This is a genomic window from Nostoc sp. (genome assembly GCF_036916575.1).
GTDB lineage: Bacteria > Cyanobacteriota > Cyanobacteriia > Cyanobacteriales > Nostocaceae > Nostoc.
This window is the reverse complement of record NZ_JBALGC010000057.1, coordinates 16,367-28,136: the sequence shown is the minus strand read 5'-3', so window position 1 is coordinate 28,136 and position 11,770 is coordinate 16,367. Positions and strand designations below refer to the sequence as shown.

General features: G+C 42.4%; 12 protein-coding genes and 2 pseudogenes. 7 read left to right on the top strand and 7 right to left on the bottom strand.

Annotation, left to right across the window (positions count from 1 at the left end; translation table 11 throughout):
• A pseudogene (locus V7L29_RS13430) lies at positions 1-291 on the top strand (hypothetical protein); the annotation flags it as partial.
• Between the two features lie 245 nt (positions 292-536).
• On the opposite strand, the gene V7L29_RS13425 reads toward V7L29_RS13430, so the two are convergent.
• Positions 537-809 carry a putative quinol monooxygenase gene (locus V7L29_RS13425; protein ID WP_334735788.1) on the bottom strand — a complete coding sequence of 91 codons (273 nt, stop codon included), beginning with the start codon at positions 807-809 and terminating at the stop codon, positions 537-539.
• Between the two features lie 740 nt (positions 810-1,549).
• On the opposite strand from V7L29_RS13425, the pseudogene V7L29_RS13420 reads away from it, so the two are divergent.
• The 3 genes and pseudogenes from V7L29_RS13420 (at position 1,550) to V7L29_RS13410 (ending at position 5,303) form a co-directional block, all read left to right on the top strand.
• Positions 1,550-3,490, top strand: a pseudogene (locus V7L29_RS13420) (TonB-dependent receptor domain-containing protein).
• Positions 3,491-3,493: 3 nt separating this feature from the next.
• Positions 3,494-4,495, top strand: coding sequence for an iron-siderophore ABC transporter substrate-binding protein (locus tag V7L29_RS13415; RefSeq protein ID WP_334735787.1), 1,002 nt, complete (start codon positions 3,494-3,496; stop codon positions 4,493-4,495).
• A gap of 160 nt (positions 4,496-4,655) precedes the next feature.
• On the top strand, positions 4,656-5,303 hold the full coding sequence (locus V7L29_RS13410) for a 2OG-Fe(II) oxygenase family protein (protein WP_334735786.1): 648 nt from the start codon (positions 4,656-4,658) through the stop codon (positions 5,301-5,303).
• A 479-nt stretch (positions 5,304-5,782) separates the two neighbouring features.
• Here the strand turns inward: V7L29_RS13410 and V7L29_RS13405 are convergent, their stop codons facing one another.
• Together V7L29_RS13405 and V7L29_RS13400 are read right to left on the bottom strand one after the other, a co-directional pair.
• Positions 5,783-5,944, bottom strand: a complete 162-nt coding sequence (locus V7L29_RS13405) for a hypothetical protein (RefSeq protein WP_334735785.1) — start codon at positions 5,942-5,944, stop codon at positions 5,783-5,785.
• An 82-nt stretch (positions 5,945-6,026) separates the two neighbouring features.
• The gene (locus V7L29_RS13400; RefSeq protein WP_334735784.1) at positions 6,027-6,482 is read right to left on the bottom strand and encodes a DUF2127 domain-containing protein; all 456 of its coding nucleotides are present in this window, start codon (positions 6,480-6,482) and stop codon (positions 6,027-6,029) included.
• A gap of 241 nt (positions 6,483-6,723) precedes the next feature.
• On the opposite strand from V7L29_RS13400, the gene V7L29_RS13395 reads away from it, so the two are divergent.
• From V7L29_RS13395 to V7L29_RS13385, 3 genes are read left to right on the top strand one after another with little or no spacing between them, the layout of a single operon-like run.
• On the top strand, positions 6,724-7,575 hold the full coding sequence (locus tag V7L29_RS13395) for a tyrosine-type recombinase/integrase (protein ID WP_334735783.1): 852 nt from the start codon (positions 6,724-6,726) through the stop codon (positions 7,573-7,575).
• A 54-nt stretch (positions 7,576-7,629) separates the two neighbouring features.
• Positions 7,630-7,905: a hypothetical protein gene (locus V7L29_RS13390; RefSeq protein WP_334735782.1), complete on the top strand. Its 276-nt coding sequence runs from the start codon at positions 7,630-7,632 to the stop codon at positions 7,903-7,905.
• A 47-nt stretch (positions 7,906-7,952) separates the two neighbouring features.
• Entirely contained in the window at positions 7,953-8,162 is a 210-nt protein-coding gene (locus tag V7L29_RS13385) for a hypothetical protein (protein ID WP_334735781.1), read from the top strand.
• A gap of 76 nt (positions 8,163-8,238) precedes the next feature.
• Here the strand turns inward: V7L29_RS13385 and V7L29_RS13380 are convergent, their stop codons facing one another.
• The 4 genes from V7L29_RS13380 to V7L29_RS13365 form a co-directional block, all read right to left on the bottom strand.
• A complete protein-coding gene (locus V7L29_RS13380; RefSeq protein WP_334735780.1) occupies positions 8,239-9,228 on the bottom strand; it encodes a hypothetical protein in 990 nt (329 codons plus the stop codon).
• Positions 9,229-9,473: 245 nt separating this feature from the next.
• Positions 9,474-9,617 carry a hypothetical protein gene (locus tag V7L29_RS13375; protein ID WP_334735779.1) on the bottom strand — a complete coding sequence of 48 codons (144 nt, stop codon included), beginning with the start codon at positions 9,615-9,617 and terminating at the stop codon, positions 9,474-9,476.
• A 625-nt stretch (positions 9,618-10,242) separates the two neighbouring features.
• A complete protein-coding gene (locus tag V7L29_RS13370) occupies positions 10,243-10,485 on the bottom strand; it encodes a hypothetical protein (protein ID WP_334735778.1) in 243 nt (80 codons plus the stop codon).
• Entirely contained in the window at positions 10,485-11,702 is a 1,218-nt protein-coding gene (locus V7L29_RS13365) for a hypothetical protein (protein WP_334735777.1), read from the bottom strand. The genes V7L29_RS13370 and V7L29_RS13365 overlap by 1 nt, the downstream gene beginning before the upstream one ends.
• Positions 11,703-11,770: the final 68 nt, after the last annotated feature.

Sequence of the window (11,770 nt, the reverse complement as noted above, 5' to 3'; positions counted from 1 at the left end):
GTTGCAGATAAGGTGATTGGTGTTGGAGACTCTCTTTTAGGTGGCACTGTGACGAATGTTTTTTCGAGCGGGAGTCTAAATAATTCCGGTCAAATCTCATTTTATGCCGAGCTTATAGATGACAGTGGTAAGACTATCAACGGTATTTTCCGTGCAGATCCAGTTTTGAAATCAATTCCCGAATCAAGTTCTACATTAGGTCTACTAGCTCTTGGCACTCTAGGCATCAGTGTAGCTCTCAGAGGTAAACACCACCAAGGCGATCGCCCAAGAACCCTTGCAGCAAAATAAATACAGATGAAAGCGCTCACTCTTGTTTGGAACCATTCTTAGAGGAAACGTTGCACTCATGGGGCGTAGGCTAGCAAGAACCGCAAGTATCGCTTGTGACAAAGCAGTACACTGCTGCTATACCGAAAATCAAAGAGTGCGATGGCTCAAACGCCCGTCGGAGGCATTGCCCTCAAGCCCTGGCGAGAAGAATTAAAGAACCAACGCACTGTGTGCAACCATTTCAAGATTCCACTTTTTGGATACTAGGCGATCGCAGCCAAAATAGAATAATGTCGGATATCTGGTGGCGCAGCTATTAATCCTTCTAGCTTGGCCATTGGTACTTGCTCCCGGACTGACGCTAAATGAGTATCCAGTGCTGCCGCTCCTTCCCACTCTTGTACAAAAGTAAAATCTGTTGGATCTGATTGATTTTGTAAAAGTTCATATTTAATGACACCTGCTTCAAGTCTTGTTGGTTCAATCAGTCCCAATAATACTGCTTTGAGTTCTTCTACTTTATTAGGTATTGCCACATTCAGGAGCTACAACATGAATGGTTTGGTACGTCACTTGGTCACATGGTAATTAGTCATTAATCATTAGTCCATAGCCAACAGTTCATAGTCAATAGTTACTGCGGATTGCCAAGGCATCAGTTAGTCATAAGGCGTAGTTTACCGCCGCAGGCATCGCCTTCAAAAAATTCTTAGAGGAAAAATTGCCTTTGGTGCGATCATCGCATACTAAGTTTCCTCCTCACGAATAGCAATCACCTTACAAATAGAGATGTAAGTTATATGCGATGATATTACCAATAATTTTGGCTAGTTTGTGCTGTACTTGGTAAAGATACTCTGACAAAGCACTTGCTCCCATCAAATAGCAGTTAACTTGATGAAAATCATCGAAAGCTACTTGATTCCGTGATTTCAGTTACTAGATGAGCAGTTATTGTCTGTGTAGCCACAAGATTTGTTGAGATTGGGAGTAAAAATCTTTTTCAAATTATCCTCAACTTTGTTGGTAATATTCAACATAAGTTCAATAATGTAGCTGATGTCACAACCCCAATTCAAGAAAAATTTATCTTGGAGTGAGATTGTTACAGAGTTTTGGATAAAGGGTAATAGGTTTTTCACTTATCTTTTATACCTTGACTCAGAGCGCCTAGTGAGGGATAGATGAGTAAGTGTGTGAGGAAGTTTCAATGAAGCCGCAGAGATTAAATTATTTTTTCTGGCAGAGTGTATGATTAACTACTTCGGTAATAGTAATGTTTATAGGGAAACTTCTACCTGCGATCGCTCGATCGATTAGAACGGCAGAAATACCGGATTATCAGCAGCAACTACTAGCTCAACAAACAATCACAAACTCAGTTGTACCTCTCAGAAAAATTCACAGTTTCAAGCAAACAAAGCATGGGTTTACCGATGCCCAAAAGTTAGTACAGTCGTCACCTATACCTTCCGAACAAGCACAAGTTATACCAGTAACGGCAGTGAAGGTCAATAGTATAAGTAAGGGTTTGGAAGTAATTTTACAGACGGGTGTCAACAGCCAACGCTTGCAGCTAACTCCAAAAACTCAGGGTAACTCATACATTGCAGACATACCTAACACTCAGTTGCGTTTGATTGGTGGCAATACATTTCGGCAATCAAAGCCAGCACCAGGAATTACCGAGGTGACTGTTACCAACATTAATGTTAATACCATACGGGTGACAGTTATAGGTGAAGTGGGTGTACCAGCAGTAGAGTTGTTTGACAGTCCTGAAAGATTAGTGATTGGGGTGACAAATACTACATCTACAGCACAGCAATCACCCCCGCCACAGCAAAAACCGCCAACTAGTGAAAACCAAGCACCAATTGAATTAGAGGTGACAGCACCGCCTGAAACAGGTTATAAAGTCAATAATACAACTACAGCAACAAAGACACCAACAGACCTACTTGAGATTCCTCAATCAATTCAGGTGTTCCCTCGCCAGTTAATCGATGATTTGGACGCGCAAAACCAGGGAGAGGTACTGCGAACAGCAGGCGTTATCACAACTGGATTTCCATCGACGCTGTTCGATTCTTTTTCGATCCGAGGCTTTGGTAGCACTTTATTTCGTAACGGTTTAAAAGATTTATCAGGAATAAACACTGTTGACACTGCTAACACAGAGCGAATTGAACTTCTACGCGGTCCGGCTTCGGTGCTATACGGACAACTATCCCCAGGTGGTGTGATTAACCGTGTCACTAAACAGCCATTATCAGAACCGTACTATTTTGGTCAGATACGCGTTGGCTCTGAGAAAACTGTTGAACCCTCAATTGACATCTCTGGTCCATTGAATCAGGATCGGACTTTGTTGTATCGCTTGAATTATCTTCAAGACCAAATCTCACTAACTGACAACCTCAAGTTCCTTTTAGGAGGGCGCTTCGACTGGCTAAATACAGGCTCTCTCGACAACTTGAGTGGACAGAGAACTAGTCAAGATAATAATGCCTTCAGTCCACGCTTAGGCGTAGTTTATCAACCGATTAAACCCCTTAGCCTCTACGCCAGCTACAGCCAATCTTTTCAGCAGGTAACTGGTACTGACGCGCAGGGAAAATCCTTTGTACCTACCCGTGGAACTCAGTATGAAGTCGGAGTGAAAACAGACTTACTCAATCATAAGTTATCTACCACTTTAGCTTTATATGATTTGACTCAGACTAACCTTACAACAGTCGATCCCAATAATTCTCGCTTTAGAATCCAAACTGGGGAACAGAGAAGTCGGGGGATTGAACTACATAGCACAGGAGAAATCGCACCGGGTTGGAACATCATTTTCTCCTACAACTAGATTGATCCGCGCGTTACTAAAGACAACAGCATCAAAGTTGGGAATTTTCTTAACGTTCCTCAAAACACCGCTTCTTTGTGGACGACATACATTATTCCCACCGGATCTTGGAAAGGATTTGGCGGTGGGCTGGGTCTTTTTTATGTGGGCGATCGCTATGGAGATTTGGCAAACACCTTTACATTACCCTCTTACTTCCGCACTGATGCTGCTCTTTACTATCGCCGCAACAAGTTGCGAGTACAACTCAATCTCCAGAATTTGTTTAACACCCTTTACTACGTTGGGGCTAACGGTCAAACGCAAGTTTTTCCGGGTGCCCCCTTTGAGGCATATTTGAGCGTGGGCTGGGAGTTTTAAGCTGTGAATTTACTAATACAACTGCTGTTAGTTGGACTGTTGATGTTAGGAGTAGTATCTAGTTGTAACTACGAGTACGATTCGGCTCATAGTCAGCCACCACGCCTCTCCACTGTAGCAAATAGCGTCCGTAACCTCAAATATAGGTTGGAGCAGACGAGAGTGAGCGTTCCCCCACGCAGAGTAGTCATCCTAGACACTCCCTTGTTAGAAGATGCACTGGCTTTAGGAGTAAAACCCATTGGAGGATCGCTAGAATGGCTTGACTGGTTAAAGATTGACCCACTAACGAAGAAAGACATTGTGGAAGTGGGAGGTGCGAGTTTTCCGATAAATATAGAAAAGGTATTAGCTCTCAAGCCAGATATCATTTTAGGTTTAGAAGAGAATCAGAATATCTACCCCTTACTGTCACACATAGCGCCGACTGTACTTATACACATTAACAGCGTTCAGGATTGGAAATCCCATTTTTTGCAGATGGCGACCATCTTAGGCAAAACTGAGCGTGCCCAAAAAGTCATTGCCCTTTACTACTCTCGCTTACGCTCATTTAGAGCTACTATGGGCGCGAAACTTTCTTCAACCAGGGTGTCACTTATTAGTGTTAATAACGGAATTGTGCGGCTATTTCTCAGAGATCCGGATAGTTTCTCAAGGGGCATTTTTGAAGATGCAGGTCTGGTTCAGCAGAGATTATCTGCAAGCGGAGCAACCGATGATCATTTAAAAATAGCTGGCGCTTGGTATCTGATTTCAGAGGAAGAATTGTTGTCAGTTGATGAAGATGTCATTTTTGACTTCACGTTCGACAAGCGGATTTCACATTCTGTTTTTGAGCGCAATCAAAAAACCATAAAGCAGATGCCAGGGACTTCCCTATGGTCAAAGTTGAAGGCAGTACAGCACGGTCAAGTTTATCCAGTAGGAATTTACTGGATAGGCAGTGGCCCAATAACCGCCAATTTGGCTTTAGATGACCTTTTTAAATACTTACTTAACTGACCGGAGTGCACCATTCTCAACAAGACCTAAAAAACCGGGTATCGAATACGAAAAATTAAGGTCTTCTTGCGCCATCTTTCTCAAGAAACCCAGTTTTTGACCTAGATGCAAAGTATTAAGTTAACTAAAGTTAGTTTCATCTACATATAAAGTTAGTGCCATGCTTGATTTAGATACCATCGCGAAAGCGACAATGCAATCTGTACCTTATCCCTGGGCATATTTAGAAAACTTTTTGCCTGAGAGCGAGAGTTTGGAGTTAGCCAACAGCTATCCTAAATCCGAATTTTATCAAGAAAGAGGCTCTTTGTTTCCAGTCCGAATGGTCTACGATGAGATTCAGGAGTGGAATAAACCACTGATAACTTCGCCACCGAAACTAAACGACCTTTGGCAGGAGCTAGTAGAAGACCTACGCTCAACTGCTTATCGAGCCGCTCTTGGGGAACTAACAGGCTTAAACCTGATGGACGATTTAATGTTCATCTACTTGTTCCGTTATGAAAAAGAAAATACCTTTCCTCCCCATACCGATACCACCATTTGCCGTATGGTGCAAATGTTCTATTTCAATCAACAATGGAACCCAACCTGGGGCGGTTGTTTACGCATATTGAAATCTGACCAAGCCAAGGACGTATATCAGCAAATTCCACCACGACTCAATACCTCAATCATTTTCGTGAATTCAGACCACTCCTGGCACACTGTCACCCCTGTATTGCCAGAAGCTACCCAATCTCGACTGGCTCTCAAGGTTGCCTTTATTAAACGAGAGGAGTATTTGAAACAAATGGGGGGAAAGTAGCAAAGACACTTGTGATAAGCCCTTCGGGCAAGGCAGTCCCAATGAAAAAATTTCACCACCATGAAGGAAAATGTGGTAGCCTCAACTCAAAGTTAACACAAGCGAGGTTATTCCTTCAGTAAAGCGTTAGAGCCTCTTAGGCAGTCGAACCCAGATACGAGCAAGGTATCGCTAATTGTCGTGACCGCGCTGTATGCAGTGGTGGTAAGTGATCGCTATGCTAAAAAGATAACCTTAAAGTCAAACATGATATTGTGACGTTCAGCAGAAAAAAGAACTACATTTAGTGATTCATCTAAAGATAAGTTAATTCAGAGTTTGGAAAACTTGTTGATTTATTTTGTTTATCATTCTCAAAATTTTTGCAATTATCTATATTATTTTGAAATCTTTCTTAGTTTTTATTAGTAAATAAGATGCGTTTTCCCTGGTGCGATCGCTTGCTTGCTTCGCAGTACACTGGTACTATGCCTAAGATTCTAGAGTGCGTAGGCTAGCAAGCACCGTAGGCATCGCCCCCTCCCCCCTACAGCTGCACCATATTCACCTCTGCCACTTCCATCATCATGCCCTGTAATCGGCACGAGTTGCCATACAGTGGTGTAATAGCTTTTTCCCACTGGCTCCCCTTGTTGTGGCACGCTCCTTAAACGGCCGCATGGTAATCAAAAACACTCTCGCGTTTTTAGCATTAAAAAGGTTTATTTTTTGAACAAGCGGTTGTTACTTATTGGTATTCTTAGCACTAAAAGATTCTTGTAAAAGATAGATAAAAATTGCAATATTAACGATAAAGGCTCTTAACTTAAGTAGGGAAAAGCCTTTCGTCAATTCATAGATTTCAGGTGCAATACTGATTCCTACCATACCCAGCACTAACCACCTCGCCCAAGCCTTTTGAAACCATAGCCCTACAGCTTCAACCATTCTTACGATTGCGTAAATTGCGATCACAACCCCACTAAACTGAAGCGTCTTTGGGTTGAGATTTAAGATTTTGTTTACACCCCAAGCAATAACTCCTTGTTTTCCAGCAACTAAGAGTGAATCAGCAAACTGTTCTAGCCCTTGACGATGCTTTAAGGTCATAAAAATTGCAATGGCAGTGAGAGTGAACAGTATAGCTGTAAAAAACTTGTAACAGATGATTGCAATTAACCCAGGTGAACGTTTGCTCATGTTGAATATGGTATTTTTCCGGGCTTTGAGATAATACTACTTTTTTCAAACAGGCTCTGGGGTCATGACCCCTTGAAGAAATTCAAGCAAGGAAAGTTTGGATGGGCGATCGCCCCTCTAGAATTCTTAGAGGAAAAATTGCCTTTGGTGTGATCACTCTTTCAAAGCAGTACACTATGGCTTGGGCGGGTAGTCAAAACCGCGAACAAACCAAGCGAAAATACTACCGTTTTGGTCAAAAATGTCTCGTATGGGTACGCAAAGAAGGAATACCCGATTTAAGATTAATCCAGCAACCAAAGTTACTCGAATTTATTGCTTCTTGGGTGAGGTTTCCCCTTATACTAAATCAAACCAAGTGCTGATGTTGCGTTCGCTCTGGAGTTACGGGAGCGGGGAGAATGTTGGCTATTTTTTAAGGAATATTGCCAGTACTATAAATTACGACAATTTCAGAAATTTACCCAAGGCAGAGCGTTATTTAGAAGATTGGGAAATGAAGAAGCTAGCTAATGCTGCTGTGCAGTTGGGGGGTAAGCACTGGTTGGTTTTTAATTTGCTTTTTTATAGCGGTATGCGAGTTGGCGAACTTGGTCGGGTGACGGTTCCGAGTGATGAACCAAGGCTACCAAAGGAAGATTATCCGGGATTGTATTGGCATAATTTCCAGTGGTATCCCGACCCGACACCAGAGGATAGAAACCGGGGATACTATACGATTAAGTTCCGAGGCAAAGGTGGCAAGTACCGCGAGATTGGGTTAGACCATCAGACTTCGCTCGTTTTCAAAAAGTATCGGGGGATGGCTGGTGACAAGATGCCCGTGTTCCCCAATATGTCGCCTGACCCGAAAAAGAGAGGATTGCCATTGAGCGACAGAGCTATTAAAAGGTTGATTCAGGATATATCTGAAGTGGCGAAGGTAAAATTCTCCTGTCATTGGCTACGGCATTCTCACGCGACAAGAGCAGTCGAGCATAAAAATGTTTTTGAGGTGCAAAACCAGTTGGGTCATAGTAAAACGGATACAACGAAGGCTTATGTCCGCACAAAAAAAGACGCAGGAACGGGTACAGTGCTGCCAAGGTTTTGATTAGTTGATATTTCTTTTGACAATCTACGTTATAAAAACAAAGCGTTCCATTTTATGTACTGTCCAATGGGTTTAGATTGTCGTCAAATGACAGGTGTTGACTATAAATGCTCGAATATCTCAGCTTGCCATGAGCATTCCCGCAAACCATCAATGGTCAAGATTGTGTTTTATGTACTCAACCAACAAATATGCCAGCTAGAAGACATAAAAGTTAATGAAAAATCACTGGCTGAGTTGTTGCAAGAAACAAACCATGATTTAGAATCTGTGTTGGCTAATTTGGATAATTTTGTGATTAGCAATCGTAGAACAGATGAATTGGCATAAATTCTTAGCGCTAAATAAACATTAAAATTCTAGAAGCTCAGGTAAGTATGGACGATACTCAAAAACTAATCGCAATCCAACAAGAACTAAAGCAAATTGCTGATAAGTTAGGAAAGATTTTTCCACAAACCCATCCCCAATTTGACAGCGTGTTTGAAGACCTGGGCGCGGCTGGATATTATATGCGTGAGGCTGGCTATCGTCTGGAATCAGTTCTTCAAACCGTGCAAGGTAATGGAGAAACTGAAATTGAGTAAAGCTTCAAAAAACTGAAGTTAGCAAGCTGTTACAGAAAACCTAACCAGAAGCTTTTGCAGCTTCGGTAACACTCCTCTATTTGCAGTTAACCCCCGTTAAGAGAGGAAAAAACTCCTTTGCAGCACAAGACACTAACATCGGATCTTCAATAGGTGGATTCGTTTTTGCAACAATGTGAGCAGCAGTAACTTTTTTGAGAGTCCATTGAAAATCTTTTTTCTTCTCATTAGCAATGGTTTTTACTTGAATGTAGAAATATTCACCACGAGCCAAACGATTAGAACCTTGTTGTGCATTGCACTTATAGGTATCATGGTCATCCGATAAAGGTTTGTTATCTTTTGTACCTAAAATTATTGTCATTGGTGTGCTGAATGTGGGTTTCAAGTCCACAGATGGCAGTTGCTCTCCGGTTTCTTTATTGAAACCGCAAGGATAGTCCTTATGCTCATCGGGTATTATGTACGACCCAGCCTCTGCGGCAATCGCCCTTTTAATATGTGCATGGGGCATAAAGATGACCATTCGATGTACGAACTGTGCGCCAGCAGAGTGACCATAGAGATAGTAATTGGTTGCGCTGACTTTGGTGCTTCTTTTCACAAAGTCAAAAATATTTTCAATTTGAGTAAACGCCCATTGGCTTCGAGGATTTAGAATCTTCAAATCTTCTGTAAACATGTTGCCAAGATTATACCCTGTAGCTAATGGATAGCGCTTTTGCTTAAACTGGGGAGCAAGCAGGATAAAATTTGGATTGTCGCTCCCCAAGCGATTGTAGATATTTCTCCAGTCATTTCTATAATCTTCAGCATTCCGTTTTTCACCATGCATGGCGAATACCACTTTAGTATTTGCCTGCAATTGATTAGGTAGGTAGTAGTAAACAGGGATAGAGAAATTGCCAGCTTCAACCTTGTAAAGGAAACAACCCTCTCCTTTTTTCAACACCCTTAAAGTACAAGTATTACCTGAATGTGTTGAGATTGACCCAGATGCGTTGACAAGATGAGCAAAATTAAAGCAGAGGAAAGCAATTGTAATAAAAGCAAACAACCGTTTCATGAACTAAAACCTCTTAGATGGCAGATACAAAACAAGGTGCGTGAGCAGTCAAAAAGAGGAAAGGGGGCAGGGGGCAATAAGCAGGGGGAAGAACCCATAAATAAAGACACTCCACTATTTTCTTAGAGTCAAAGTGCGATCGCTCTATTACCAAAAAACCCAGGTGGTGAGACTTGGGCTTTTGATGGGGTTATATTCCCCAAGGGCTATTTATAGAAGTTTTTATCTAATAAGGACTACAACGCTCAGAATTGCGATTCCAGATTTTGAGCGTAGGCATAGCCCGCCGCAGGCATCGCCCCCATACAATTCTTAGAGGATAAGTAGAGCGATCGCATAAAGCACAGACTACAGTGGGCGATGCCCAGCAGCATCGCACCACTGGGCATCTTGATGATTACGTCATCCTACTTCTGTTGTTGATCTGGGGGAAGTTGACAAGCTCCCTTTTCAAACTGGTACTCAATTCCTAACCCTTTTAAATAAAAGTTCACAGGGTTGCAACCAGAGAACGCGGCGGCAACGATATGAGCGATCGCTACAAGGGCAAGGAATAAGTAGCGAACGCTTGTAAGTAGAACATAACTGATGCTAGCTTCGGGCTTTTATTCTTAGAGGATGAGGGGCGATCGCCTACGACAGTAAACTAAACATTTTTGAGGCAGAAACAAGGCTCAAACCTATACAGGACAAGGAAAATACACCAAAGGCTCAAAAACGCTTGAAACCCAAGTATATCAAGAAAACAGGTAAAACGATGTCAAAGCCTCTGTGTATATACGTTTGATGGTTTTTCCAGGCAAATTTTTGTCTAAGTCCCATTATCTTTCTGCCAATTCTTAGAGGAGTGGCATACAGAATCATGGCATTCTTGGCAAACAGGAAATACTGTTACACCAATCTCATCATTCCCATATTTGGCATGATGTAATTCTTCTGATGTGTTAATGAGACAGACACAGCAAAAACGTTTGACTGCCTTGTGGGCGATCGCACATCGTTTCTTATATTGTTTTAGGTTCCCGTATCTGACCTGCCAGTTAAACCTAGATGTTCCATTAATAGCTGTAGCCCGTTGGCGTTGAGTGTGTGACCTGTAATCGCCTCCCACTTTGCCTTTACCTCGGCGGCGGGAGTTCTGCCCAAAGAGATAATCCATTTTTTCATTTCCTCTAGCCAATCGCCCTGTGCTTGTTTAGTTTGGTGCTGGTTATCGGTGAACTGCACCTGAATCTGACTTAAATCGATGTATGGCATTACCACACAGCACGGCATCTCGCCAAGTTTCCGCACACACAGGCGAATCCGTCACCTTTACTCAGTGATGCCTGTAAAATGTGCTGTGCTTCTAGCAATTTTTTGGTATTGAAATCTGCGGGAAATTTAGTATTGGGATCTGCTAGCCCCTGACCCAAACACAGCACGTCCATTTGAAACAACACGGACGAGTCAACACCAATGCGTTCTTTTTTGAGTGAGTGAACACCAAGCGTAATATCTACCCCATACTTGCGTCCCTCATCTTGGGTTTGGGCAATGATATCCATAACTTCCTTTTTCTCTTCATCAAACAACTGGAGAATAAAGGACTCAAATTCATCACAAATCAACTTGAAACGCTTACATTCTGGATGACTCAGGCGAATTTCATTTTCAACCCGATACCGCAGCAGTGAACCAGCACGGCGAAACATGGCTAAGATTTGCTCAGACTTCTTAGCTACAAACTTCTTTTCTAGAACCTCGGCAGGTACACCAGGAAGCCATTGAGACTCAACTCTATCAAAGTGGCGATCGCCTATTCTTAATTCACCATCTGGATTCATCTGCAAGAAAGCGATAGCCTCGTATGCAAAGTAAACTGACTTACCGCTACCCTTGGGGCCAAACACTACCTTAGAAGCTGAAACAAACTTTTCATCTAACCAGCTGTAGTCAATCTCGCTTGCGAGGTCTTCTGATAGTTCATCAAATGACGATTGACTAGGAGTAATTGCTATTGTCCTAGTTTCTTCAACTACTGCGTCAATCGTCGGCGGTGGAATAATACCAGCTAAACCAAACATTTGTAACCAACGTGATTGCTCATACTGTGGCAATTTTGAGATATAACCAGCAAGTCTACGCTGTGACTCCATTCGCTGGACTGCACTATCAAAACTGATACTGTGTTTCATTTGGTCAGCTAAACTAGCAGCTTGAGCATCATCTAGCGTTTTGTAAATTCCTTCTTTGCGGTTTCGAGTGTACACAGCAAACGTGAAAGCTGAGTTACTAGCCACGCCATACAGCAGTGAGAAAAGTTTAATTTCCTTTGGTAGTTTAAAAGCGAGTAGAGGCATAATGGTTGCCGTGATTCCTCCCAAAGCAAAACAGACCATCATCTGTCTTTCACGGATGATAGTCTGCTCAATTAGTTGCCGTTCCTTATTGAATAGCAGCCAGGGTAAGCGCATCTCAAATGCTATTGACAAGCGGGTTTAAAAACATCCAGGACTTACGCAACTGCACAAATAGCGGGCGGTGCCACACGACAATTTAA